Source organism: Allobosea sp. RAF48 (genome assembly GCF_052114025.1).
Classification (GTDB): Bacteria; Pseudomonadota; Alphaproteobacteria; order Rhizobiales; family Beijerinckiaceae; genus Allobosea.
In genome coordinates this window covers 95,840-120,773 of sequence record NZ_JBFRDZ010000004.1, presented here as the reverse complement: position 1 = coordinate 120,773, position 24,934 = coordinate 95,840, and the positions used below count along the sequence as shown (strand labels likewise).

The window sequence follows — 24,934 nt, the reverse complement described above, 5'->3', positions numbered from 1 at the left end:
TCGCTGAGCCGGCATTCCTGCGGCCGGCGGCTTGAGTTCCGCCGGGTCGGGGGGCAGGCCCGTGCAACTGGCCGGCTATCAAAACCGGATGCCGCCGTTCGGGGCGTTCGAGCGATGGTTCAGGCTGCTTGCGTTGGCTGCGCGCCTTGTTTGCCGCGCTGCGGTTGAACCCGGCCGTGTCCGCTCGATTGCCAAGCACGAATCAACGATATGTGGCAGATTATGGTCGCTTCACCTGCCGACCAGGATTTTTGGCCTCGTTTCCATGACCCGCGACATCGCTGCGCGACGGCATCACATCATCCTCGAAAGTCTCGAAAGACTGGAAACGATCAGCGTCGAGGAACTTGCCCGATCGCTCGACGTCTCCCGCGAGACGATCCGGCGAGACCTCAAGGCGTTGTCGGCCGAGGGACTGCTATCGGTCGTTCACGGCGGAGCGATCCGAGCCGAGCGCTCGGAAGCATCCTTTGCCAGCCGCCGGGCCGTGAACCGTGCAGGCAAGGAACTGATCGCCAATCTCGCCGCCTCCATGCTTGGCGATGGCGTGACCATCTTGCTCGATTCCGGCACCACGACCGAAGCGGTGGTGCGCGCGCTGGTGCGATCGGACCGAAAGCGACTGGTCGTGCATACGACTTCGCTCGAGAATGCGCGGCTGGCCAGCCGGCTACCGGGCGCCCGCGTTTTCCTGATCGGTGGCGAATTCGATCGCAACGAGGACGCAACCTCGGGCGCCGAAGCCCTGCGGGCGATCGGACGGCTCTCGGCGGATTTCTCCTTCGTCAGCGTCGGCGGCGTTGACGCGGAGGGACGGCTGACTGACTACACGCGAGCCGGAGCGGCCATCCGAAGCGCGCTCCTGAGCAATGCAGAGCAAGGTTTCCTGATGGCGGACAGCAGCAAGTTCGGCCTTGTCCTGCCGAGCCGGATCGGCGGTGACGCGACCTTCGCGGGTCTGCTGCTCGACCGGCTTCCTCCGGATCCGATCGCCTCCAATCTGACGAAGAACGGAGTTCGCCTGCTCGTTTCCTAATTTGCCCGTTTTGTGGTTTTTTGTTGTTTTATGAATTTTGCCCGCTAAGCTGCCTCCATCGCGGAGGCGCTCATGTCCATTCCCACCCAAGCTCGCGTTGTCATCATCGGTGGCGGTATCGTCGGCTGCTCTGTCGCCTATCATCTGACCAAGCTCGGCTGGCGCGACGTGCTCCTGCTCGAACAGGGGCGCCTGTCCTCGGGCACCACCTGGCACGCGGCCGGTCTGGTCGGGCAGCTGCGCAGCCAGTCGAGCATGACGCGCCTGATCCGCTATTCGACGGAGCTCTACGCCTCGCTCGAGCAGGAGACCGAGCTCGCCACGGGCTGGAAGCGCTGCGGCTCGGTTTCGGTCGCACGCACGCCGGAGCGCATGACGCAACTGCGCCGGACCATTTCGGCGGCGCGCGCTCAGGGCGTGGAAATCGAGGAACTGAGCCCGAAGGAGGCCGGCGACAAATGGCCGGTGATGCGCACCGACGATCTCGTCGGCGGCGTCTGGCTCCCCGGCGACGGCAAGGCCAACCCGGCCGACATCACCCAGGCGCTGGCGCGCGGTGCCCGTAACGGCGGCGCAATCGTGCGCGAAGGTATCCGCGTCACCGGCATCGAGACCGAGAAGGGACGGGTGAGGGCGGTGCACACCGACCACGGCCGGGTCGAGTGCGAGGTCCTCGCCATCTGCGCGGGGCAGTGGACGCGTGCGGTCGGACAGATGTGCGGCGTGTCGGTGCCGCTGCATTCGGCCGAGCACATGTATATCGTCACCGGCAAGATCGAGGGCGTGACGCCGGACCTGCCCGTGATGCGCGATCCCGATGGCTACACCTACTACAAGGAGGAGGTCGGCGGTCTCGTCATGGGCGGCTTCGAGCCCGATGCGAAACCATGGGGCATGGACGGGATCCCCCATCCGTTCGAGTTCCAGCTCCTGCCCGACGACTGGGATCAGTTCTCGATCCTGATGGAGAACGCGCTGCAGCGCGTGCCGGCGCTGGAGACGGCCGAGATCAAGACCTTCCTCAATGGCCCCGAGAGCTTCACGCCAGACAATAACTTCCTTCTGGGCGAGGCCCCGGAAGTGGCGGGCATCTATATCGGCGCCGGCTTCAACTCGATGGGCATCGCCTCCGGCGGCGGTGCCGGAAGGGCGCTCGCCGAGTGGATCGTCGCGGGAGAGGCGACGAGCGATCTCTGGCCCGTCGACATCCGCCGCTTCGCCGATTTCAACAACAATCCGGCCTGGCTGAAGGATCGCATCAAGGAGACGCTGGGCCTCCACTACGCCATGCCCTGGCCGAACCGCGAGCTCGATACCGCAAGGCCATTCCGGCGCTCGCCGCTCTATGAACGTCTTGCAGCCAAGCGGGCTGTCTTCGGTTCCAAGATGGGCTGGGAGCGCGCGAACTATTTTGCCCGCAACGAGGATGAGCGCACGATCCGCTATTCATTCGGACAGCAGAACTGGTTCGAGACGGTCGCGGCCGAGCACCGCGCCTGCCGCGAGGCGGCGGGGCTCGTCGACATGAGCAGCTTCGCCAAGTTCCTGCTGCAGGGGCCGCAGGCCGAAGCGGCGCTGCAGCGCCTGGCGGCCAACGATGTCGCCGTGCCGGTCGGCACCTCCGTCTACACCGCCTTGCTCAACGCGCGCGGCACTTTCGAGAGCGATCTCACCGCCGCCCGCATCGGGCCCGACACCTATCTCCTTCTCACCGGCACGGCTCAGGCGACCCGCGACGCGCACTGGATCAGGCGCCAGCTCCCGGAGGGGGTGACGCTGACGGATGTGACCTCGGCCTATGCCGTGCTCTCCCTGGCCGGCCCGAAGGTGGTGGAGATCCTCGGCCGCGTCTCGCCGGCCACCTTCGACCTAGCCGAATTCCCGGCCAACGCGATCCGGCAGGTCACGATCGGCTATGCCACGAGCTGGGCCTGCCGCCGCTCCTATCTGGGGGATGGCTTCGAGCTCTATGTTCCCGTCGAATTCGCGCCCGCCATCTACGATGCGCTGCACGAGGCCGGTGCCGATCTCGGCCTCGTCGACGTCGGATACTATGCGGTCGACTCGCTGCGCATCGAGAAGGGCTTCCGCGCCTGGGGCCGCGAGCTGACGCCGGACGTCAATCCGTATGAGGCCGGCCTCGGCTTCGCCGTGAGGCTGGACAAGGGCGATTTCCTCGGCCGCAGCGCACTCGTCGCGGCCCGCGCAGCTCCGCGCACCAAGCGGCTGATCGCGCTCGTCGGCCCCCGTCCGGATGGTCAGATGGCCTGGGGCGGTGAGGCGATCCTGGCCGATGGCAAGCCGGTCGGCGAGATCACCTCGGCGGCGTTCGGCGCGACCGTCGACGGCATCGTCGCGCTCGGCTGGGCCGAAAGCCATGAGCCTATCGACCAGGCGTGGCTCGATGGGCGGAACTGGACGATCGACCTCGCGGGCACGGCAATACCCGTCACCGCCAGCCTCGCTGCGCCGCTCGACCGCAAGCCGGTGCGCGGAGTGCGGGCATGAGCGATCACGCCCTTCTCGCCAGCCATGCCCCGGGACATCGTCGTGCAGAAGCCTGCCCGCATCCTCACCCTTTCCTGCGAGGACCGGCCCGGCATCGTGCACGCCGTCAGCGGGGTGCTCTACCGGCACGGCTGCAACATCCTGGAGAGTGCGCAGTTCAGCGATCCGCGCCATGGCCGCTTCTTCATGCGCGTCGCCTTTGCCGCGGGCGAGCGCTTCGACGATGCCGCCTTCCGACGCGAATTCGACGGTGTCGCCGGAACCTTCCGCATGAGCTGGGACGCCATCGACGCAACGCGCCCGCAACGCGTCGTCCTGATGGTCTCGCGCTTCGGCCATTGCCTGAACGATCTGCTCTTCCGCCAGGCAACGGGGAATCTCAACATCGCGATTCCCGCCATCGTCTCGAACCACCGTGATTTCGAGCCGCTCGCGAAGAACTACGGCATTCCCTTTCACTATCTGCCCGTCACGGCGGCGACCAAGGCGGAGCAGGAGGCAAAGCTGCTGGAGATCGTCGCGCAGACCGAAGCGTCGCTGGTCGTGCTCGCCCGTTATATGCAGGTGCTCTCCAACGACCTCTGCCGCGCTCTCGACGGGCGGGCGATCAACATCCATCATTCCTTCCTGCCGAGCTTCAAGGGCGCCAAGCCTTATCATCAGGCCTATGAGCGCGGCGTGAAGCTGATCGGAGCGACCGCGCATTACGTGACCCCAGATCTCGACGAGGGGCCGATCATCGACCAGGACGTCGCCCGGGCCGATCATTCGCTCGCGCCCGACGATCTCGTCAGCGTGGGCCGCGACATCGAGGCCGTCGTCCTGGCGCGCGCCCTGCGCCTGCACATCGAACGGCGGGTGATGCTGGCCGGTCGACGCACGGTCATCTTCCGCTAGGAACCTTGTGTCATCGGTGCGACAGGGCGGTTCCGGTCCGCAAGGCATGGGCCCAGTCGCTGCGCCCGTTCTCCTCGGCGCGACGCGCCGAGCGCTCCCAATCATAGCTGACGAGGTGAAGTTCCGCAGCGATGCCGCCCTCATTCGTGACGACCGCGCAGCGGGCATGAGGCGTATCGGTTTCGGCGACATGAGGCGGCCCATCCGAACGATAGGCCGGATTTCCTACGCTACCCGGGTTCAGGACGACCGTGCCGGAGCGCAGCCGCGCCACCCGAGGCAGATGGCTGTGCCCGCACAGCATCAGCGGCGCGGTTCTGCCGGCAAGGCGCTGCTCGATCGCCGTAAGCCGAGCCGGCATGAGACGGCCGTCACGGACCTCTTCCATCAGATAGCTTTCGTCGCACCCGGGACTGGCGTGGAAGCAGAGCGCCTCTTCCAATCGGACCTCTTCCGGCAGTCCCGCCAGCCAGCTTCGTGCCTCGGCGTCGAGCGCGCGCCATGCAAAGCTCTCCGACGAGCCGAGGCCGTCAGGGGATCGGGCCGCCATGGCGCGGTCGTGGTTGCCGCGGACATGGCTCAGCGCACGCGAGCGAAGCAGGGCAACGGTATCGACCGGCCAGAGTGGCCCCGAGGCGCAGTCACCGAGATTGACGATGTGGTCCACGCCCAGCGCGTCGAGCCTCGACAGCACCGCCTGGAGGGCGGGCAGGTTTCCGTGAATATCGGCAATGACGCCAAGGCGCACGTTGGCTTCCTATGGTTGGGCGTGTGAGTGCCCACGGGGTACTGCATGCGAGGCAGGCCGACGAAATCGGCGCCCGATCGGGCAGGCTGCAAGTGCCCTCACTCCGCTGCCCGCAAAAGGCGGCTTCCCATGAGGGCTCCCCTCTGCTCGAGAAGTCCGTGCACGGTTGCTGCGATATGAGCGTCGATCCGCTTGAGGTCCCGCGCGATATCGAGCTGCAGAGCGCTGACGATCACGGCTTCGCGGCTGCCGGTGCGCATCTCGGCGAGATGGGCCTCGATCGCGCCTCGCTCCAGTTCGCGAAAGGTTTCCTTCTCGCGCACGATCCGGCGCGCCGTCGCTTCGTCCTGCGAGATGAAGACCGTGAGCGCCAGGCGCAGATGATCCCGCAACCTGTCGTGGGTATCGGCGATGCGGCCGAGTGCTTCCTCGGGCAATCGGCGCTGATCGCGGATGCGCTTGCCGGCCATCTGCATCAGATTCTTCTCGATGATGTCGCCGATATGCTCGAGATTGATCGCCAATGTCAGCACCTCCGATAGCCGGTGCTCGTCGGATTCCGACAGCGTCTCATGCGCAATCGCGCCCACATAGAGCTGGATCTGGTTATAGAGGTTGTCGAGCACGTCGTCGGTCCGGCTCACTTCGGCCACCCGAGCCGGATCGTCGCCATCGAACGCCATCAGAGACGTCTTCAGCATCTCGTCGACGACATCCGCCATGCGCAGCACTTCGCGGGTCGCGTTGGCGAGCGCGATCGTCGGTGTCGTGAGCGCTGCGATATCGAGATAGCGCGGGCGCGATGGGTCCGCTTCCGGAGCGGGATCGGGCAGCAGCCGCGTCAGAATGCCCGCGAAAGCCGGCAGCGGGACAAGGAAGAGCGCGGCCATCGCGATGTTGAAGGCAAGGTGGAACAGCGCTGCCGATTGCGCCGGATGGCTCGCGAACCGCTCCGCAAGCGGTGTGAGCACGGGCAGAAGCAGCAGGCCAGCCGCGCAGCCCAGAATGCGGTTGACGAGGTTGCCCACCGGCACGCGCCTGGCCGCGGCATTCCCGTTCATGGCCTGAACAAGGGGATTGAGTGCCGTGCCGAGATTGCAGCCCAGCACCATCGCCAGCATGGTCTGGGTTCCGACGATCCCGGTCGCAGCGAGGCTCATCACGATCAAAATTGCCGCGAGGGAGGAATGGGCGGCAAAGCTGAGCACCGCGGCCAGGAGCAAGGCAATCAGCGGATCGCCAGAGAGCGAGCCGAGAACCGTGCGCAGCACCTGCGAGTGCTCAACCGGCGCCATGGTGCCCTGCATCAGGCGCAAGGACAGCAACATCAGGCCCAGTCCGAAGAGCGCCTTCGCCATTTCGTTGGCTGCCAACCGGCCGAAGCGGCGCATGCCGGCATAGCCGAACAGGAGCAGGAGCGGCACCATGATGCTCGTGTCGAAACCGACGAGCTGGACGATCAGCGTCGTTCCCACATTGGCGCCGAGCATCATCGCCAATGCCGGCGCCAGCGCGATCAATCCGGCGCCGGAGAACGAGGCGATCATCATCGCGGTCGCTGTGCTGGATTGAAGTCCGGCCGTCACCAGCAGCCCTGCGCAGAAGGCCTTCCAACGACTGTCGAGACCGGTGGCCAGCAGCGCTCGCAAGCGGCTGCCGAATGCGGCCGATACCCCCGCCGTCACCAGTTGCACGCTCCAGAGCAGCAGGGCGACCTCGCCGGCGAGCGCAAGCAGGATCTGGGTCGGCGTCTGCCCTGCCATGATCGCGTTCTCCCGCGCGCCGCTAGCGTTGCCGCCAGTGCTGCAGTCGGCCGAAGACCAAGCGGTCGAGGCCGGCATGGGCGAGCTTCACGGCAATGGCCGTGAACATGATGATGCTCGCCATGCCGGCCGCCGACGCCATGGCGCCCGCCTCGTCCATGTGAACGATCGCGATGGAGGCGAGCTTGGTGTCGGCGCCATAGAGGAAGATCACGGCAGAGACCGTGGTCAGTGCATTGACGAAAACATAGACCGCTATGTCCAGGATCGCCGGCATGCAGATCGGCGCGGTCACCCGCCGGAACGTCGACCAGAACGGCACCTTGAGCGAAGCGGAAACCGACTCGAACTCGCTGTCGAGCTGCTTCAGGCTCGTCAGTGCTGTGATGTGCCCGACAGTGTAGAAATGGGCGATGGTGTTGATCACGAGGATCGTCAGCGTCCCGTACAGGAAGCCGAGCGGATTCCAGCCCGCATTGAAGAAGAAGACGTAGCCCAGGCCGAGCACCAGCCCGGGCACGGCCATCGGCAGCATCGCCAGAAACTGGGCGAAGGCGCGCAGCCGCGGAAACAGCTTCACCTTCTCGATCAGATAGGCGCCGGTGAAAATCAGCGCCGTGCCGATCACCGCCGTCAGAGACGCGAGCAGCAACGAGTTTCCATAGGTCTTCCAGCCGTCCGGCTCGACCGCGGCGAAGTCGTAATTGCTCAGCGTCAGGGACAGGTTGTAGGGCCAATATTTGACGAAGGAGCCCCAGAAGGCGATCGCGTAGGGGCTGACGATCGCGAAAGCGATCACGCCGACGAAGCCGAGCAAGGCGAGATCGCGGCGCCGGTCTGGGTGCGGCACATAGGGAACGGCGCGGGCGGAGAGCATGGCGCCCTGGCGCCGCTGCACCACACGATCGACGAAGAAGGCGAGCACTGCCGGGACCAGCAGGATGATGCCGACCACGGCGCCCATCGGGAAATTCTGCTGGCCGACGACCTGCTTGTAGGCGTCGGTCGCCAGCACGTTGAACTGCCCGCCGATCACCTTGGGAATGCCGAAATCGGTGACGACCAACGTGAAGACGACGAAGACGGCGCTGATCACGCCGTAGCGCGCGCCCGGGAGGGTGATCGTCCGGAAAATGCGCCAGCGCGACGTGCCCATCGCCTCCGCCGCTTCGCGCAGCCGGCCGTCCGAAAGTGCGAGCGCCGTGACGAGGATCAGCATGGCGTGCGGAAAGCTGTAGAGCGCCTCCGCCGCGATGATGCCGACCGGGCCGTAGAGCGAGGCGCCCATCATCCAGGACTTGAGCAGCCCCTGGTTGCCGAAGACATAGATCAGCGCGAGGCCCGAAAGCAGAGACGGCGCGAAGACCGGGATCATCGCCGCCGCATAGAAGACGCCCTTCGCCGGAATGCAGCTGCGGCGCAGCGCATAGGCATAGAGAAAGGCGAGCGGCACTACGATCACCGTGGTCGCACTGGCGACCGCGAGGCTGTTGAGCAGAGAGAAGAACAGCGTCGGCGTCGTCGCATAGCTGACGAAATTCGCCAGCCCGACAAAGCGCCCCTGCGTATCCTCGAGACTCTTGGAGAGGAGCGCCCAGAGCGGCAGGGCGATGATGAGGACCAGCACCGCGCAAAGCGCGACGATCAGAACCGCGGCGACATGGCGCTCGCTGATCCGCACCGGCGATACCTTCACGGACGCATCGATCATCGTCAGCGGCGGGGCGAGGTCGCTCATCGTCCGCCCCCCGCAAAGACGTGCAGGGCCTCAGGCGGAAAGGCGACGGCGCGCACCTGTCCCGCGGTGATGCCGAGATCGCGCATCGCATTGGCCGAGAAATCGGCTGCGATCCGGGTCGAACGGGAGCCGGTCGGCTCCAGATGCGCCCGGCAGTAGGAGCCGAGGAAAGACAGGTCCCCGATCCGCGCTTCGAAGCGGTTCGGCGTATCGTCACCGATGCTGCGGGTGCGAACCTCCTCCGGCCGCATCGCCAGCCGCACCGGCGTTCCCACGGCGAAGGGGGCCGCATTGGCGACGAGCAGGTCGAGTTCGTCCACACGGACCCGGCCGGGCCCCGTCACGATCGCATCCATGAAGGTCATGTGCCCGACGAAATCGGCGACGAAGGGGGTGGCGGGGCGCCGGTAGATCTCCTCCGGCGTGCCGACCTGCTCGACGGCACCGTCCCGCATCACGACGATGCGGTCAGCCATCGCAAGCGCTTCCTCCTGATCGTGCGTCACCATGATCGTGGTCACGCCGAGCCGCTGCTGCAGCGATCGCATTTCGTCGCGCAGGCGCAGCCGGACCTTGGCGTCGAGGGCGGAGAGCGGCTCGTCGAGCAGCAGCAGTTCCGGCGAGGTGGCAAGCGCGCGCGCCAGCGCCACCCGCTGCTGCTGCCCACCTGAAAGCTGAATCGGGTATTTCTTGCCCTGGTCCGGCAGGCCGACGAGCGTCAGCAGCTCCTCGACACGGCGGGCGATGTCGCCGGAGGAGCGACGCCGGTTGACGAGACCGTAGCCGATATTGTCGGTGACGGTGAGATTGGGGAAGAGCGCGTAGGATTGGAAGACGATCCCGAAGTCGCGCTCCGACGGGCTTGCCCGCGACACGTCGCGCCCGCCCATATGGATGGTGCCGCCATCCTGCTGGTCTAGGCCGGCGATGGCCCGCAGCAATGTCGTCTTGCCGCAGCCGGACGGCCCGAGAAAGCAGACGAACTCGCCGCGGCGGATGTCGAGATCGATATCGTGCAACGCCCGAAACGCGCCGTAATTCTTGGCGAGGGCTCGGATCGAGAGGAATGGGGCCGTAGTCGTGGACATCGTGCCGACCTTCATCTGAACAGGCAGTGATCAGGCTCGCGTGCAACGGCGAAGCCGCTCTCTTGCGTCTTGCACAGACCATGCCGCCAGCCGCTTGCGCGGGCCGGCGGCATGGCAAGGCTCAGTTCTTCGGCGCCGCCTTGGACTCGTAGCGCTTCGACCATTCGGCGAGCACGCGCTCGCGATTGTCGGCCATCCAGGTCAGGTCGTTTTTGATCATCCCCGCCTCGGCATTGGCAGGATAGTTCGCCGGCTTGTTCTCGACACCCGGCGCAGCCACGATGGCGTAGGTCTTCGAGTAGAGTTCGTTCGCCTCCTTGGTCGTCGACCAGTCGGCGATCTTCTTGGAGACGGAGAGGTTCTTGCTACCCTTGACGATGGCGCTGGCTTCCATTTCCCAGCCCACGCCTTCCTTCGGAATCACGACCTCGATCGGCGCGCCTTTGCTCTTCTCGGAAGCGCCGCGCATGTCGAGCGCCAGACCGATGGTGCGCTCGCCGCGCGCCGCCTGCACGCAGGGCGCGGAACCCGAATGCAGATATGCCGCGATGTTCTCGTGCAGCCCGTCCATGAACTTCCAGCCCTCGGCCTCGCCCATGCTCTGCAGCCAGCCGGCGACCATCAGATAGCCGGTGCCGGAGGAGGCCGGATGGGGCATCACGATCTTGCCCTTGAAAGCCGGGTTGAGCAGGTCCTTCCACGAGCTCGGCACGGGCACGCCCTTGGCCTCGGCGGTATTGTAGCAGACCACGCCGAGATAGGCGTCCATGCCAGTCCAGGTATAGGGGCTGTTGGCATCGCGGAACACCGGCTTCAGCGCATCGGCGCCGGCCGGCTTGTAGGTTTCCAGCAGCCCGGCCTTCTCGAACATGAGCAGGCTCGATGCGGCCAGGCCCATCACCATGTCCGCTCGCGGATTGTCCTTTTCGGCCAGGAAGCGGGCGGTGATGACGCCTGTGGAGTCGCGGACCCAGACGACCTCCGCTTCGGGCACTGCCTTCTCGATCGAGGCCTTGAACGGCCCGAGTTGGTCGTTCTCCAGCGCGGTGTAGATCGTCACCTTCGTCTTTTGGGCCTGCGCGGCGCCGGGAAGCGCGAGTGCGAAAGCGCCGATAACACAGGAAGCAAGCCAGCTCTTCATTGTTCTCATCCCCTCGTTATGTTCAGTTTGGGCACTCTTGCGGCGCTTCATTCCCCTGGATTTGGAAAAGCCGGCGGGTCGAGCCGCCGGCTTTGGTCTTTCTTCGTCTTCAAGCGGTCCAGGGCATCGACCAGGTCTTGACGTTTGTGAAGGATTTCATGGCTTCGACGACGCCCTCCTTGTAGCCGAGGCCGGAATCCTTGATGCCGCCAAAGGGAGACATCTCGATGCGGTAGCCGGGAACCTCCCAGAGGTTCACGGTGCCGACCTCCAGCTCCGCGACGAAGCGCTGGATGTAGTCGTAGCGGTTGGTGCAGATGCCGGAAGAGAGACCATAGGCGGTCGAGTTCGAGATCCGGATCACCTCGGCGATGTCGTCGGGCACGCGCACGATCGGGATCACCGGGCCGAAGGTCTCCTCGTGCACCAGTTCGCAGTCATAGGGGATGCGGTCGACCACCGTCGGGTGGAACAGCGCGCCCTCGGCCCTCTTGCCGTAGAGCACCTCGGCCCCCTTCGTCACGGCATCGTCGACGCGGGCCTGGAAGAGCGCGGCCGAGCGGGCGTTGATAACGGTGCCGACATCGGTCTGCGGGTCCATCGGGTCGCCGCATTTCAGCTTCCTGGCCTTCTCGACCACCAGCTTGGAGAAGGCGTCGGCGACGCTCTCGACCACCAGGATGCGCTTCACCGCCGTGCAGCGCTGGCCGGAGTTCTTGGTCGCGCCGGTGACGGCGAGCTCGGCCGCCTTGTCGAGATCGGCATCCTCCATGACGATCAGCGGGTCGTTGCCGCCGAGCTCGAGCACGATGCGCTTGTAGCCGGCATTGGCGGCGATGTGCTTGCCGACCCTGACCGAGCCGGTGAAGGTCACCAGGTCCGCATCGGGATCGGTAATCATCGCGTCGCCCATGGTTGAGGGGTTGCCGGTGACGACCGAGAGCATCTCCGGCGGCAGCCCGGCCTCGTAGAGCACGTCGGCCAGCGCCAGCGCGGTCAGCGGGGTCAGTTCGGTCGGCTTCAGCACGAGACGATTATTGGTCGCGATCGCCGGGGCCAGCTTGTGGCTGACCATGTTGAGAGGGTGATTGAAGGGCGTGATCGCCGAGATCACGCCGAGCAGCGGCTGGCGCGTCGTGAAGATCTTGCGCGCCTTGCCGTTCGGCGAGATGTCGCAGGAGAACATTTCGCCATCGTCCTTGATGGTGAGCTGCGCGGCGAAGGACCAGACGTCATAGGCGCGGCTGGCCTCGTAGAGCGAGTCCTTCCAGCATAGCCCGGCCTCGGCCGTGATCAGCTTCGCGAACAGCTCCTTGCGGTCGCGCAGCAGCTCGGCTGTCTTCTGCAGGATCTGCTGGCGCTCGTAGCGCGTCAGCTTCGGCTTGAAGGCCCTGGCCTGCGCGAAGGCCTCCCGGACATGTTCGGGGCGGGCGGCTGGAATGAGGCCGACGACACTGTCGTCATAGGGGTTGCGGACCTCGACCATGTCGTCTGCCGAGACCAGCTTGCCGGCGATCCGCATCGTCTCGCGCCGCACCGGCGGCTTCACCGTCGCGTTCATCTCAGTTCACCAGGTTCAGGGCGACGTCGAAGACGTCGAAATTGCGCAAGGTCCGGCCCTGCGGCACGGTGATCGGCCGGTTGGCGATCATCGGCACGCGCTGCTCAGTGATGCCGCCATGGGAGCGCAGCGGCTCGGTCAGGCCGGAGAGATCGTGCCTGTCGGGCGAGGTGCCGATCACCTTCTGGCGCGTCGAGACGACCACGACATCGCCGATCCGGTCGGCCGGCAATTCGAAGCGCTCGCAGGCTTCCGCCGAGGTCACCGCCAGCGCGATGCCGTCGATGCCGGAGATGCGGGCAGCGACCTCGGACTGGTCGGCACCATCAGGCAGATAGACCGTGGCGAAGGAGCCGAGCGCGCCATGATGGACGACATAGGGGTCGGTGATCGGCAGGATCACGCGCATCGTGCCCTTGCCGTACCATTCGTCCATCAGCGTTTGCAGATAGACCACATCCGGCTCGCCGTTCGGCAGGTGCTTGTCGTTCATGCCGTGGTCGGCGGTGATGACCAGCGTGCAGCCGAGCGCATCGAGCTTGCCGACATAGCCGTCGAACATGGCATAGAAGGAGTCCGCCATCTCCGAGCCGGGCGCCGCCTTATGCTGCACATAGTCGGTGGTCGAGAGGTACATCAGGTCCGGCTTGAAGCTGTCCAGCAGTTTGACGCCGGCGGCGAAGACGAACTCCGAGAGATCGGCCGAGTAGACGGATGGCACCGGCATGCCGACGAAATCGAGCACGTCCGCGATGCCGTTCTCCGCCTTGTTGGCCTTGTCGGCTTTCTCCGAGGAGAAGGCGATCGCCGTGCCGCTGGTAAAATCGAGGCCCTTGCCCAGCAGGGTGCGCAGCTTGTCCTTGGCGGTGACCATCGCGACCTTGAAGCCGGCCTTCTGGAACGCGGCCAGGATGGTCGGCGCCCGCAGGAAGCGGGCATCGTTCATCATCACCTCTTCCTTGGCCTCGCGGTCGTAGAAGAAGTTGCCGGCGATGCCGTGCACGGCCGGCGGGCGGCCAGTGATGATCGAGAGGTTGTTCGGGTTGGTGAAGCTCGGGATTACCGAATAGGCGTGAGTGCTGGCGCCGGTCTTCATGATCCGGTCGAGGTTCGGCGTCAGCCCCTTGGCGCTGGCAGCCTCGATATAGGCCGGCTCCGAGCCGTCCATGCAGATCACCACCGTCGGACGCTGCGGCCGCGCATATTCGCGACCATTCACAACGACATCCGCGCCGATCTTCGTGTGCATTGTCATCGCTGGATCCTCACGCTGCCGACTTCAGGCCGACGCCCATCTCGGCCAGGACGTCCGAGACCGTGGCGACGAAGGCCTTCATGTCCTGCGCACCGAGGGCGCCGATGCAGCCGATGCGGAAGCTGTCGGCGACGGTCAGCTTGCCAGGATAGATCACGTAGCCGGCATCCTTCAGCGTGTCGTAGAAGCGCTGGAAGACGAAGTTCTTGTCCTCAGGCATGTGGAAGGTGACGATGATCGGCGCCTGCCGGGCCGCCGGCAGCAGCGTCCGGAAGCCGAGCTCCTGCATGCCCTCGATCAGGATGCGCGCATTGTCGGCATAGCGCTCGCCGCGCCCGGCGACGCCGCCTTCCGCCCAGAATTCCTGCAGCGCCGCATGGAACGCGACGATGACATGGATCGGCGGGGTGAAGCGGTACTGCCCGGTGCGTTCGAAGGTCGCGTGCTGATCGTGGAGGTCGAGCACGAGCGTGGTGGCGTTGCCTTTCGTCTCGGCCAGGGCGCTCCGGCGGGCAATGACGAAGCCGAGACCGGGCACCCCCTGGATGCACTTGTTCGAAGAGGCGGCCACCGCATCGAAATAGACCTCCCGGCTGTCGAGCGGCAGCGCCCCGAAGGCGCTCATCGAATCGATCAGCAGGCGCCTGCCATGGCGCTTGACCAGCGCCGCCACGGCCTCGATCGGGTTGCGGATGCCGCTCGTCGTTTCGCAATGCACCACGAAGACATGGCTGATCGCGGCATCGGCGACGAGCATTCGGTCGACCTCGGCGAGGTCGGGCGGCATGTCCTCGGCAGTCTCGTGGACGGCGACATCGCGACCCGCGATCTCGAGGATGCGCTTGGCGCGCTGGCCATAGGCGCCGTTGATCAGGATCAGAACCTTGCCGCCGCGAGGCACGAAGCTCGTCAGCATGGCTTCGACCGCGAAGGTGCCCGAGCCCTGCATCGGCACGGTGACAAAGCTGCCCTCGCCATGGATGACCTTCGGAAGCTCCTCCATCACGGCCTTGTTGATGCCGACAAAGGTGGCGTCCCGTGAGCCCCAGTCATGCACCATGGCCTCCTTGATCGCCTTGCTGGTCGTCAGCGGTCCGGGCGTGAGGAGGAGGGGATCACCGGTCTCTGAAACGGCGGGGCGGCGGGCGTGGACCATGTCGATCTCGCTTTTTGCGTTGCAGCGGATGGCGAAACGGTAGGGCGAGATTTGACATAGCTCCAATACATCTTATCCATGCGATCCATAGAGGGTGTCTATGTCATGGCGATCAGCTATTCCGGCTTGTCGGCGTTCCACGCGGTGGCGGAAGCCGAGAGCTTTACCGGCGCCGCCAAGGCGCGCCATGTCAGCCAGCCGACACTCTCGGCGCAGGTTCGCACGCTCGAGGACGCCTATGGCGTGCGCCTGTTCGATCGCGTCGGCCGAAAGACCAGGCTCACCCCGCTCGGCCAGAGCCTCTTTGTCATCACGGCCCGGCTGTTCTCCGCTCAGGACGAGGCGCAATCGCTTCTTGCCGGCAGCCGAACGCTGCAGCGTGGGCACCTACGCATTGCCGCCGACAGCGCCACCCATGTCATGGCCGCGCTCGCACGGATGCGCGAAAGCTACCCCGGGTTGACGTTCTCGCTGACGATCGGAAATTCGTCCGAAGTCGTCGACCAGATCATGGATTTTGCCGCCGATGTGGCGATCACCGCGCGGCAGAGCTCGGATCCGCGCCTCCATACGGTGAAGCTGCGCTCGGACCGGCTGATCGCTTTCGCATCGAGCGACCACCGCCTGTCGCAGCACGACAGCATCCCGATCGAGGCCTTCGCGGGCCAGGACATCGTGTTGCGGGAACGCGGCTCGATCACGCGCGAGACGTTCGAGGCCCGCCTGTCCGAGGCCGGAATCAAGCCGGCGAACCTGCTCGAGGTCCAGTCGCGCGAGGCGGTGCGCGAGGCCGTCGCCGCCGGATTCGGCATTGGCGTGATCTTCGAGGCGGAGTTCCGGTCCGATCCCCTGCTGAAGCGGCTGATCATCACCGGCGCCGATTTCTCGGTCGGCGAATATGCGGCTTGCCGTGCCGAGCGCCGGCGCATTCCGCTGGTGCGCGGCTTCTTCGAGACGGTCCAGGACTTCGTCGAGGCCGAAGCCATGATGGCGCGCTGAGGTCAGGCAAGCCGCATCGGCGCAAGCGCGGCGACGATGAAACCGCAGGCGACCAATCGCGACGTCTGCAACGGCTCTTTCAGCCAGAGACGTTGCCCCCAGGCTTTATCCGGCTCCGAGTTCGATTCCGGCAGTTTTGTCGCCGCCGAGTACCGGGCTGTAGGGCACATGCATGGCATTCAGCGACCGCCAATCGCCTCAAGCCATGTTGAAACCGCGACCGCCCCACCATCCGGGGAACCGAGGGCACGATCTCCAAGATAACTCGCCCGCCCAAGGCGCGGCCGCATTGCAGCCGTAGCTTTCGCGCCGGCCGTGGCAGCTTCGGCTGCCAGCCTCCAGGCTTGGGCCGGAGGTAAATTCCGGCGAACCGCGTCGGCCAGGGCCTCCGCGGCGGGCACAAGAGCATCGAGCATCGTCCTGTCCCCCGGTCGTGCGCCGCCCAGCTCCGACACAGCTTCGACGCCTTGTGCAAAGGCGTCAGACCAATCGCCCAGGCTGGTGCTCGGCCCTGCGGCAAGGCGGCGCGCTGCTCTCAAAAGACCTATCGCATAGAACGGTCCCGAACTGCCGCCGATCGCGCGACGCAGTTCTTTTGCGAGAAGGGAGAGCACAGCTGCGGCGCTGTCGGATTTGTCTGCATTGCAGGAAGCACGGATAGCGTCTGCGGCGCGGCACATGCTCACGCCGAGATCTCCATCTCCCGCCTTCCTGTCCAGCTCCGTCAGTTGCGGCTCAGCCGCTTCCAACGCCGTCGCGCAAGCGAGCGCTGCCGTTCGCACCAAAGCTCCCAGGCTGTCCGACGAGGCCATTCCTTCTTCAGCAGAGCCCACATCGCTCGACGTTGCTATTGCTATCGTCTGCGAAAGTGCTCCCGGCCCTGGCCATGACAGTGCCTGTGTCGCAGAATCAAACAGATCCAGTCGCTCCTCATCGACAGCGATGACGGAAAGCGAGAATCCGGGCATTTCGAGCGCACTTAACAAGGTGCCAGCCCAGGCGCGTTCGACCTTCAGCCCCTGCTCGCGCAAATAGGCGAGTGCGCGGCGGGCGATGACGGACAGCTCCATCTGCGTCGTGCCACCCAGGTTATTGATGAGCACCGCAACGCGCCCGCCCGCCGGATAGCCGCCATCGTCAAGGATCAAACTCAACAACCGGTCGGTGATGGCGTCGGCCGAGTCGATCTTCTGCCGCGCCATGCCAGGCTCGCCATGTATGCCCAGGCCGAACTCAATCTCGTCGGCTCCCAGTTCGAAGCTTGGGACGCCGATCGCCGGAATCGTGCAGGCACCGAGCGCTACACCCATCGTTCTTATCGAAGCCGCGGCAGCCCGAGCTGCTGCTGCAATCGTCTGCAGTGACTGCCCTTGTTCCGCCAGCGCTCCTGCAATTTTGTGAATCAGGACGGTGCCCGCAAGTCCGCGACTTCGGTCCTTCGGTACGATTTCGCGCAGGGCGATATCGTCGGCAACGACGATGATCTCGGTTGGGATTCCGCCCGATCGGGCGATTTCGGCAGCCAGACCGAAATTGAGGCGATCGCCGGTGTAATTCTTGACGATGAGAACGGCACCCGCTGGGCCGGCGACTGCGTGAATGGCGGCAAGCACCGCATCAACGGAAGGCGACGTGAACACGTCTCCCGCAACGGCGGCGTGCAGCATGCCGGCGCCGACATACCCTGCGTGCGCCGGTTCGTGACCAGCGCCACCGCCGGAAATGACGGCGACGCCGCGAAGAGCGGGTTCGGGCAGGTTGTTACGAATTACAACATCATGCTCCGCGAGCAACGCCAAGTTGGGGTTGAGCGAGACGATGCCCTCGAGCATTTCCCTGACGACCCGGCGGGGATCATTGATGAGCTTCTTCACGCTATTTCCCCCTTGCAGCTCACCTGCACCTTGCTTCATCCGACTCGCCCAACGCCGTCCTCGTCGATAGCGGAAACCGCTCCCGCAGGGACATCAGAATTCCCTCCTGCCGAGAAACCTGGGCGCGCCCGCGCTGATCGGAAAACGGCGGAACGTGCAGCAGACCCATCACATGACAGTCGGGCGCTCCCGGTCCTGTGCGCCGAGATCGAGGTATTGGGCATAGGAGACGTCCGGATGCTCCAACCAATAGTCTGCATAGTAAGGCACGAGCGGCTCGTATGCGTCGAAGACGCGGCGCAGGTCCCTTACCGCGTCTCCTCCCTCGGCCGGCAAGGGGTTCGCCATATCGATGCGCAGGTCGACCAATGGCCTCTCCACGCCTGGAGCGCAGGCAATAAGTCCGGCGGACTTATGCCCAATCGGTTCACCGCCGGCAGCAGCGCCGGCTTCGATCGCTCGCACCAATCTCTCAAAGAATGGAAGTGCTGCATTCGCGGCGAAGGAATCGTGAATTGCGTCGACGACCTGCTGACCGGCGAGGCCGTTGCCCATGGCGACAAATCCGTCACCGACCCGGTGCCCCGTATAGGCCGCCCCGTTTATCGGACTGTGAGCCGCAGCACGGCCGTCGGCGGTGACGATACCGATCTGGCGGTAGTCGAAGAACGGATCCTTGTGCCTCAAGGCAACGAGAATCTCATCGGGGCTCCAGCCCTTGCTGGCGAGTTCAAGGCCGGTCAGTCCATGCCGCCAGTCGGAATGGCATTGCGAGGAAATCGCAGCCACGCCGCCACGCACATGCGGACATCGGGAAGCCACCGCAAGCGGGCTGGTGGCGAGGCAGACGCCAAGCAGTTCGGTTTCAGGGCAGCGGGCGACAATCGTGAAGGTCATGAGCGATCTCCCAGCTTGGGTCAGAAGGCGCGGGGGGCCACCGAGCGGGCGGCGTAAATGTCGACCAGTGGTAGATATTCGGCATAGAGACGACGCAGGTCGGCAAGAGCATTGCCGCCGTCTTCGACCGGCCGATTGGGCACATCGATGCGCAGGTCGATCTGACTTTCTGCACCAGGCGAGCGCACGAGAAGCGAAGCAGAGGTGATCGGAAAGCTCTCGCCCAGCAGTCGCTTCGAGTTCTCCAGGCCGGTCAACAGGCGGTCTGCGAGCGGCAGTCCGGGTGAGGAGCCCTTGAAGCCCTCCGCGACGGCGTCGAGTGCCGCTGCGCCAGCTGAAAGCCCGTTGCCTAGGCAGACAAGATCATCGTCGATCCGGTGGCCGGCCCATCCGGTTGCCTCTTTGCCTGTATGCGCACCGATCTGTCCGTCGGCGGTCAGAATGCCGATTTGGCGATACTCGAGCCAGCGGTCGTGCTGACGCAGCGCCTCAAGAACCTCTGCGGCGGTCAACCCGCAACGCACCAGGTCCAGCGCCAAAGGCCCGACTTTTAAATTTGTGAAGCCTTGGCTCGCGATCGCAGCTCGCTCCGTTTCCAAATGAGGACAGCGCGCACCGATCGCGATCGAGCTCGATGCGAGGGCGATGCCGAGCGTACGGTCGCGCGGATCGCGTGCCAGCACGCTGAGCATCGTGCCTTTGTGAGTCAGATCGATGTTCATGCCGCGTCATCGACCTGTTGAGCGCGCGGCTCGTCCAGGAAGCTCGCAATCGCGCTTTCGGCAAGGCGGCGGATGAGGGTTTCGAGCCGCGCCTGCGCGCCAGCATCGCCGAGATCCGGAAGTGCGATGCTCAAGGAGCGATGCGTCGGTGCGTAAACCTCGGAGGCGCGGTCGGGGTGCGCTTCGACATAGGCTTCGAGGAAGATGCGCTCTTCTTCGGAGGTCAATTCCGCGAGCTTAACAATCGCCCTGACTTGGTTGCTCGGGATCGCGAGATCGTAGGCGGGGCTGGTTATCTGCGTCACGAAGCTGCGTGTGTGACCCAACGACTCGGCAATCGCCTGGCGCGCGCCTGTGCCGCGGCGCTTCAGGAATGCCTGCAGCAGCAGCTTGTAGCGTCGAACGGGCATGCGCTCGTCAAACAGTTCGAATTCTCGGGCCGTCGATGGGGCCGTTTTCTTGGCTCTCGTCATGGTGCAACCAAACGCCATTATCGCCTCACGATCAAGAAGAATGTTTAGTAGACAGTGCGCGAGGTGGCGCCAGGCAGGAGTGCGACTCGCGCTCGAAATTTAAGCGGTAGTGTTGAGTTTCGCATCAAAGCTGCGCCATTCTCGTTCTTGGAGCCTCTGTCGATTTCTCAAAAAAAGCATATAATTGCAATATGTTAAATGGTGTGTATCGCAGGTATTTCAGGGTGAGTGCTCTTGCGGCTAATATTTTCGCTTGCCGTCCGATAAGTTTAGTCAATAAACTTTCATCGATGGTTCTCATCGCCCTGGGAGGGGTCACATGAAGGGTTCTGCGTTTTTGATGGGCGCGGCCGTTGCCGTCGCACTGGCCACCTCGGCGCAATTCACCGCGAAAGCTGCCGAGCCAATCGTCATCGGGCTGTTTGGGCCGATGTCCGGCGAGCGCTCGGCGCTAGGAATGCGCTTCAAGGAGGCGGCGACGATGTTCGCCGATGAACTGAACGGTGCCGGCGGGATAGGGGGGCGACCGGTAGAGATCCGCATCGAGGACAGCCGAGGCAACCCCAGAGAGGCTGCGACATTGGCGCAGAAGTTTGCGCAGGATGCTGCCGTGCTCGCGGTGGTCGGCGGGCAGACCTCGACGGAATCGATGGCGGCAGGCCCAATTCTCGCCGAGGCAAAACTTGCGCAAGTTGCGCCCACCGCCGGTCATCCGGACTATGTGAAGATCAGCCCCTATCAGTTCCGCACCACGCCGACACACGCTTCGATGGTGCAGCCCCATGCCGACATGCTGCTTAAGAAGCTCGGCATGAAGAAGATCGCGATCGTCTACTTCAAGGACGATTGGGGCATGGTGACCAACACCATGATGAGCAAGCGCTTGAAGGAGCTTGGCGCCGAGGTCGTGCTGTCGGAGGCGATGATCCCGGAGACCCGGGATTTCCGCCCGCTGATCACCAAGATCAAGGCTGCGGCTCCCGATGGCGTCTTCCTGGTCAGCCACTACGCGGAATCCGCGCTGTTCATGCAGCAGCTTCGGCAAGCCGATCCGAAACTCAAGGTCGCCGGCACCGATACCCTGAACGATCCCAAATTCATCGAGTTGGCGGGCGGTGCAGCCGAGGGGGTCGTGATGCCGACACTTTTCCTGGCTTCCGCGCCGGAGGCTGCGAGGTTCTCGAAGGCCTATGAGGCGAAGTTTGGGAAGGAGCCGAACTACTACTCCGCCTTTACCTGGGATGCGATGCTGATCGTCACCGGTGCGATGAAGCAACTGGCCGCAGCGGGCAAGCCGCTGACCCGCCAGGCAATTCGCGACCAGATTGCGAGCGCTGCACCAATTCAGGGGGTCAGCGGCAGCTTGAAATACGAGGGCTCGGGCGACCTTGGCGAGCGCGAGATCAACTACATCGTCGTGAAGGGCAAGGGCTACGAGCCCTTCAACTGAACGTCCATCGGCGCCGGCTTCAGAAGGGATGCCGCAACCATGATCGAGTTCCTCAGTCAGATCTTGAACGGACTGGTGATCGGGAATGTCTATGCGCTCGTCGCAATCGGCTTTTCGCTGATCTTCGGCGTCACGAACCTGATCAACTTCGCTCAGGGGTCCCTCCTGATGCTCGGCGCCTTTTTCGCCTATACCGGCGTGCGGCTTGGATTGCCGCTGGCCGTGGCGGCTCTGTGCTCCCTGGCGCTTACCACAGCAGTCGGGATGCTGATCGAGCGGGTGGCGCTGCGCCCGCTTGAGAATGCGCCCTGGATTGCGCCGTTGCTTTCGACGCTGGCAATCACCTTCATGCTCGATCAGGCGGCCGAGATCATCTGGACGCCGGAAGCACATCCGTTTCCAAACCCGTTGTCAGCCTACAGCGTCGTTGTCGGCGCGGCCTATGTCACCGGCATGGATGCAGCGATCCTCGTGATATCGCTCACCTCGATGGTTGCGCTGTACCTGTTCCTGACCCGCAGTTGGGCGGGCAGGGCGCTGCGTGCCATGTCGCAGGATATGGACGCGGTCCGGCAGATGGGCGTCAGGACCGATCGGCTGCGGCTCCTCGCCTTCGGTCTGGGGGCTGCGCTGGCTGCCGTCGCCGGTGTGATGGTCGCGATGTACTATCAAACCGTCTACCCGCAGATGGGCGTGCCGTTCGGTCTCAAGGGCTTTACTGCGGCCTTGCTCGGCGGCCTCGCCAGCATTCCCGGGGCTGTCGCCGGCGGCCTGTTGCTGGGCATCTTGGAAGCGCTCGCGGTTGGTTACGTCGGTGAAGGCTTCCGCGACATGGTCGCCTTCGGCATCCTGCTGGTCATCCTGACATTCCGGCCCCAAGGCCTGTTCGGCGATAAGCGGCTCGATGCCCTCGGCGGCTCGCGAGGCGCCTCCGGTGTCATGCCTTCGACCAGTATCCTGATCGGGCAGGGCGGCCAGCCGTTGCCGCATGTGCGGGCGTTGAATCTGCCCTACGCTCTACTGGCCCTCGGCCTTGCCGCCTGCTTGATCCTGCCCGTCCTTCCAGTCTCGGCCTACGTCATCCAGGTCGGCGTGATCATCGCGATTTTCGGGCTGCTGGCTGCCGGGCTGACGATGTTGTCGGGCGCTGCGGGCATCATGTTCCTGGGCTTCTCGGGCTTCTTCGGGGTCGGGGCCTATGTCTCGGCACTGAGCGCAAAGCAGGGAGCACCGGCCGATCTCGCGCTTCTCATGGCCGCTGCCGTCTGCGCCGCGTTGGCCGGGATTGTCGGCCTCGTTTGTGCCGGGCTGACCGGGCATGTCGTCGGGCTCGCCACTCTCGCCATCGGGGTCCTGATCTGGCTCGTTCTCCTGAACTGGACGGATGTCACCGGCGGTCCCAACGGCATCTTCGGTATTCCGCRCCCATCGCTGTCCTTTCTCCCCGACGTGCCCATGTCTTCGGTCTCGGCGCAATATTGGCTCGCCGTAGCCCTGCTGATCGTGGCGGTGGTCGTCGTGGGACGACTTCTCGCTTCGCCCATCGGGCTGAGCTGGAGGGCGATCAGGGAGGACCGCGTGGCGGCCCACGCGGCCGGGCTGCCAGTCCGTCGCTATCTCGTCACCGCTTTCGTCATGGCCGGCATCTGTGCCGGATTGGCTGGAGGCCTCTTTGCCTTCCTTCAGCGCTTCATCAGCCCGGACAGCTTTCGGCTCGACACCTCGTTCCTGATGATCGCGATCATCGTGCTCGGCGGCCTCGGCAATCTGACGGGGGCCATGCTCGGCGCGGCCGCTCTCATCGTCCTGCCCGAGATGCTCCGGGATGCGGCCGAATTCCGCATGATCCTCTTCGGGGCGGTCCTCTACCTCACGCTGCGGTTCCGTCCGCAGGGGATTGCGGGAGTCCGCTGATGCACGGGACGCGAACCATGAACTCAAACCACCGCCTAGAGCTGACGGACCTTAAGGTCAGCTTCGGTGGGCTCAAGGCAATCGGCGGTGTCGATCTGTCTGTAGCGCCGGGCGAATTTGTCGGAATCGTCGGGCCCAATGGCGCCGGAAAGTCGACGCTGATCCAGGCGGTCACGGGTTTCGTCAAACCGAGCGGCGGATCCGTGATGTTCAAGGGGCACCGCTTGGACGGGCTCGCGCCGGAGGACATCGCGGCATTGGGCGTAGCCCGTACCTTCCAGACCAGCCGCGTCTTTCCCGCCCTGACGATCGCCGAAAGCGTTCGCGTGGGTACGCAGCGCGGTCTTATCGGCGGTGGTCGTCAGCGCACTCGCTTCGGGCATGTCACCGAGCCGCTCGGGGCGATTCTCGGCCTCCCGCGATATCGAGCGGCAACCCTAGAGGCCGACGAAAAGGTCGAGGCTGTCCTCAAGATGTTCGGAGATCGGCTCTGGCCGCGCCGGGACCGGCCGACCCACAGCCTTTCCTATGCGAACCGACGGCGCCTGGATATCGCCAGAGCGCTGGCGACGTCGCCCGATCTCCTGCTGCTCGATGAGCCGACGGCCGGGATGAACCCCACGGAAAGCCACGAACTCGCTGACCTGCTGCTGCATATGCGCCAACGCTTCCCCCAGATGGCGATCGTCATGGTCGAGCATAAGCTCGATATCGTGCGAAAGCTGACGCAGCGAACGATCGTCATGGCGCAAGGGAAGGTTATCGTCGATGACGAGCCCGACCGTGCTTTCGCCAATCCGGAGGTGGCTGCTGCCTATCTCGGCCAAGGCGGCAATGCCCGCAGCTCGGTGATCGTGAAAGGGCATATCGACCACCAGCCCGAAGTTGCGATGCCGGGAGAGCCGGATAGCCCGGCCGTCGAACTAAGGGGCGTCGATGTCTTCTATGGCTCGATCCAGGCTCTCTTCGGCGTGTCCTTGCACGTTGGCCGTGGCGAAGCGGTCGCTGTTCTCGGTGGCAACGCCTCGGGCAAGTCCACCGCCGTCAAGACGGTGCTCCGCCTGACGACACCGCGCAGCGGCGAGGTGTTCCTGTATGGGCGGCCTCTGGAGGCTCGATCCACGGCTGAAGTGATCGATCAGGGCATCGCCTCGATCCCGGAAGGCCGGCGCATGTTTGCCGAGCTAACGGTTCGCGACAACATCCTGATGGGTGGTTACGCGCGACGTCGCTTGCCGCGCCAGCAATTCGATCGCGACATCGATGCGGCGGTCGCCGAGTTTCCCTGGCTGGCCAACCGACTGGACCAGCTCGCCGGGACGTTGTCGGGCGGTGAACAGCAGATGGTCGCGATGGCGCGGGCCTGGCTGCGTAAGCCCCAGATTCTCTGCATCGACGAGCCCTCCATGGGCCTGTCGCCGCTGATGGTCGATCGGGTCTACGAAATCCTCGCACGCTGGAAGTCGCAAGGTTTGACCATCCTCATGGTCGAGCAGAGCGCCAACAAAGCGCTTGAGCTGGTCGATCGCGCTTACGTCCTGCGCAACGGCATCGTGATCATGGAGGGCCGCGCGGACGAACTGCGCGAGAATCCGGCTGTGCGGGAAGCATATCTTGGCGGAGAGCATGTCTCGGCCTCCGCCCCCAGGTCGTCGGGCCTCGCGCCCAGTCTCACTCACTGATCCGGCTCAAAGCCGTTCCACTTGGAGGTCCT

19 protein-coding genes are annotated in these 24,934 nt (G+C 64.7%); 7 read left to right on the top strand and 12 right to left on the bottom strand.

All coding sequences use genetic code 11. The annotated features are described in order from the left end of the window. The first annotated feature begins 61 nt into the window (after positions 1–61). From AB4Z10_RS09445 to purU, 3 genes are all read left to right on the top strand, one after another. Positions 62–1,036: a DeoR family transcriptional regulator gene (locus AB4Z10_RS09445; protein WP_441470135.1), complete on the top strand. Its 975-nt coding sequence runs from the start codon at positions 62–64 to the stop codon at positions 1,034–1,036. A gap of 72 nt (positions 1,037–1,108) precedes the next feature. After that, on the top strand, positions 1,109–3,544 hold the full coding sequence (locus tag AB4Z10_RS09440) for a GcvT family protein (RefSeq protein ID WP_441470134.1): 2,436 nt from the start codon (positions 1,109–1,111) through the stop codon (positions 3,542–3,544). A 24-nt stretch (positions 3,545–3,568) separates the two neighbouring features. Continuing rightward, on the top strand, positions 3,569–4,441 hold the full coding sequence (gene purU / locus AB4Z10_RS09435) for a formyltetrahydrofolate deformylase (RefSeq protein ID WP_441470133.1): 873 nt from the start codon (positions 3,569–3,571) through the stop codon (positions 4,439–4,441). 10 nt (positions 4,442–4,451) lie between these two features. Here the strand turns inward: purU and AB4Z10_RS09430 are convergent, their stop codons facing one another. The 8 genes from AB4Z10_RS09430 to AB4Z10_RS09395 all read right to left on the bottom strand — a co-directional run bounded on the left by AB4Z10_RS09430 (position 4,452) and on the right by AB4Z10_RS09395 (position 14,891). Beyond that, the gene (locus tag AB4Z10_RS09430) at positions 4,452–5,189 is read right to left on the bottom strand and encodes a metallophosphoesterase family protein (protein ID WP_441470132.1); all 738 of its coding nucleotides are present in this window, start codon (positions 5,187–5,189) and stop codon (positions 4,452–4,454) included. 98 nt (positions 5,190–5,287) lie between these two features. Further along, a complete protein-coding gene (locus AB4Z10_RS09425) occupies positions 5,288–6,952 on the bottom strand; it encodes a Na/Pi cotransporter family protein (RefSeq protein ID WP_441470131.1) in 1,665 nt (554 codons plus the stop codon). A gap of 22 nt (positions 6,953–6,974) precedes the next feature. Then, positions 6,975–8,690, bottom strand: coding sequence for a putative 2-aminoethylphosphonate ABC transporter permease subunit (locus AB4Z10_RS09420; RefSeq protein ID WP_441470130.1), 1,716 nt, complete (start codon positions 8,688–8,690; stop codon positions 6,975–6,977). Further along, entirely contained in the window at positions 8,687–9,778 is a 1,092-nt protein-coding gene (locus AB4Z10_RS09415; protein WP_441470129.1) for a putative 2-aminoethylphosphonate ABC transporter ATP-binding protein, read from the bottom strand. Before AB4Z10_RS09415 ends, AB4Z10_RS09420 begins: the two co-directional genes overlap by 4 nt. A 121-nt stretch (positions 9,779–9,899) precedes the next feature. After that, positions 9,900–10,919 carry a putative 2-aminoethylphosphonate ABC transporter substrate-binding protein gene (locus AB4Z10_RS09410; RefSeq protein WP_441470128.1) on the bottom strand — a complete coding sequence of 340 codons (1,020 nt, stop codon included), beginning with the start codon at positions 10,917–10,919 and terminating at the stop codon, positions 9,900–9,902. A 109-nt stretch (positions 10,920–11,028) separates the two neighbouring features. Next, entirely contained in the window at positions 11,029–12,480 is a 1,452-nt protein-coding gene (gene phnY, locus AB4Z10_RS09405) for a phosphonoacetaldehyde dehydrogenase (RefSeq protein WP_441470127.1), read from the bottom strand. Between the two features lies 1 nt (position 12,481). Next, positions 12,482–13,729 (bottom strand): phosphonoacetate hydrolase, encoded by a 1,248-nt coding sequence (gene phnA / locus AB4Z10_RS09400; RefSeq protein WP_441470410.1) that lies wholly within the window; start codon positions 13,727–13,729, stop codon positions 12,482–12,484. A 16-nt stretch (positions 13,730–13,745) separates the two neighbouring features. Continuing rightward, positions 13,746–14,891 carry a 2-aminoethylphosphonate--pyruvate transaminase gene (locus tag AB4Z10_RS09395; protein ID WP_441470126.1) on the bottom strand — a complete coding sequence of 382 codons (1,146 nt, stop codon included), beginning with the start codon at positions 14,889–14,891 and terminating at the stop codon, positions 13,746–13,748. 105 nt (positions 14,892–14,996) lie between these two features. Between AB4Z10_RS09395 and AB4Z10_RS09390 the strand changes: the two genes are divergently transcribed. Further along, on the top strand, positions 14,997–15,890 hold the full coding sequence (locus tag AB4Z10_RS09390; protein WP_441470125.1) for a LysR substrate-binding domain-containing protein: 894 nt from the start codon (positions 14,997–14,999) through the stop codon (positions 15,888–15,890). A 179-nt stretch (positions 15,891–16,069) separates the two neighbouring features. On the opposite strand, the gene AB4Z10_RS09385 is transcribed toward AB4Z10_RS09390, so the two are convergent. From AB4Z10_RS09385 to AB4Z10_RS09370, 4 genes are all read right to left on the bottom strand, one after another. Further along, positions 16,070–17,803: a dihydroxyacetone kinase family protein gene (locus tag AB4Z10_RS09385; RefSeq protein ID WP_441470124.1), complete on the bottom strand. Its 1,734-nt coding sequence runs from the start codon at positions 17,801–17,803 to the stop codon at positions 16,070–16,072. A 129-nt stretch (positions 17,804–17,932) separates the two neighbouring features. Next, on the bottom strand, positions 17,933–18,661 hold the full coding sequence (locus tag AB4Z10_RS09380) for a DUF1028 domain-containing protein (protein WP_441470123.1): 729 nt from the start codon (positions 18,659–18,661) through the stop codon (positions 17,933–17,935). A gap of 20 nt (positions 18,662–18,681) precedes the next feature. Next, positions 18,682–19,383, bottom strand: coding sequence for a DUF1028 domain-containing protein (locus AB4Z10_RS09375; protein ID WP_441470122.1), 702 nt, complete (start codon positions 19,381–19,383; stop codon positions 18,682–18,684). Then, positions 19,380–19,856: a hypothetical protein gene (locus AB4Z10_RS09370; RefSeq protein WP_441470121.1), complete on the bottom strand. Its 477-nt coding sequence runs from the start codon at positions 19,854–19,856 to the stop codon at positions 19,380–19,382. The genes AB4Z10_RS09375 and AB4Z10_RS09370 overlap by 4 nt, the downstream gene beginning before the upstream one ends. A 319-nt stretch (positions 19,857–20,175) precedes the next feature. Between AB4Z10_RS09370 and AB4Z10_RS09365 the strand changes: the two genes are divergently transcribed. From AB4Z10_RS09365 to AB4Z10_RS09355, 3 genes are read left to right on the top strand one after another with little or no spacing between them, the layout of a single operon-like run. Next, positions 20,176–21,306, top strand: a complete 1,131-nt coding sequence (locus AB4Z10_RS09365; protein WP_441470120.1) for an ABC transporter substrate-binding protein — start codon at positions 20,176–20,178, stop codon at positions 21,304–21,306. A gap of 39 nt (positions 21,307–21,345) precedes the next feature. Next, positions 21,346–23,220: an ABC transporter permease gene (locus AB4Z10_RS09360; protein WP_441470119.1), complete on the top strand. Its 1,875-nt coding sequence runs from the start codon at positions 21,346–21,348 to the stop codon at positions 23,218–23,220. Next, positions 23,220–24,902: an ATP-binding cassette domain-containing protein gene (locus tag AB4Z10_RS09355; protein WP_441470118.1), complete on the top strand. Its 1,683-nt coding sequence runs from the start codon at positions 23,220–23,222 to the stop codon at positions 24,900–24,902. The genes AB4Z10_RS09360 and AB4Z10_RS09355 overlap by 1 nt, the downstream gene beginning before the upstream one ends. Positions 24,903–24,934: the final 32 nt, after the last annotated feature.

Bases quoted from the DNA above. Each gene is read 5' to 3' on its own strand.
- AB4Z10_RS09440 (WP_441470134.1), top strand. From the start codon at position 1,109: ATGTCCATTCCCACCCAAGCTCGCGTTGTCATCATCGGTGGCGGTATC.
- purU (WP_441470133.1), top strand. From the start codon at position 3,569: ATGCCCCGGGACATCGTCGTGCAGAAGCCTGCCCGCATCCTCACCCTT.
- AB4Z10_RS09425 (WP_441470131.1), bottom strand. From the start codon at position 6,952: ATGGCAGGGCAGACGCCGACCCAGATCCTGCTTGCGCTCGCCGGCGAG.
- AB4Z10_RS09420 (WP_441470130.1), bottom strand. From the start codon at position 8,690: ATGAGCGACCTCGCCCCGCCGCTGACGATGATCGATGCGTCCGTGAAG.
- AB4Z10_RS09415 (WP_441470129.1), bottom strand. From the start codon at position 9,778: ATGTCCACGACTACGGCCCCATTCCTCTCGATCCGAGCCCTCGCCAAG.
- AB4Z10_RS09410 (WP_441470128.1), bottom strand. From the start codon at position 10,919: ATGAAGAGCTGGCTTGCTTCCTGTGTTATCGGCGCTTTCGCACTCGCG.
- phnY (WP_441470127.1), bottom strand. From the start codon at position 12,480: ATGAACGCGACGGTGAAGCCGCCGGTGCGGCGCGAGACGATGCGGATC.
- phnA (WP_441470410.1), bottom strand. From the start codon at position 13,729: ATGCACACGAAGATCGGCGCGGATGTCGTTGTGAATGGTCGCGAATAT.
- AB4Z10_RS09395 (WP_441470126.1), bottom strand. From the start codon at position 14,891: ATGGTCCACGCCCGCCGCCCCGCCGTTTCAGAGACCGGTGATCCCCTC.
- AB4Z10_RS09390 (WP_441470125.1), top strand. From the start codon at position 14,997: ATGGCGATCAGCTATTCCGGCTTGTCGGCGTTCCACGCGGTGGCGGAA.
- AB4Z10_RS09385 (WP_441470124.1), bottom strand. From the start codon at position 17,803: ATGAAGCAAGGTGCAGGTGAGCTGCAAGGGGGAAATAGCGTGAAGAAG.
- AB4Z10_RS09380 (WP_441470123.1), bottom strand. From the start codon at position 18,661: ATGACCTTCACGATTGTCGCCCGCTGCCCTGAAACCGAACTGCTTGGC.
- AB4Z10_RS09375 (WP_441470122.1), bottom strand. From the start codon at position 19,383: ATGAACATCGATCTGACTCACAAAGGCACGATGCTCAGCGTGCTGGCA.
- AB4Z10_RS09370 (WP_441470121.1), bottom strand. From the start codon at position 19,856: ATGACGAGAGCCAAGAAAACGGCCCCATCGACGGCCCGAGAATTCGAA.
- AB4Z10_RS09365 (WP_441470120.1), top strand. From the start codon at position 20,176: ATGAAGGGTTCTGCGTTTTTGATGGGCGCGGCCGTTGCCGTCGCACTG.
- AB4Z10_RS09355 (WP_441470118.1), top strand. From the start codon at position 23,220: ATGCACGGGACGCGAACCATGAACTCAAACCACCGCCTAGAGCTGACG.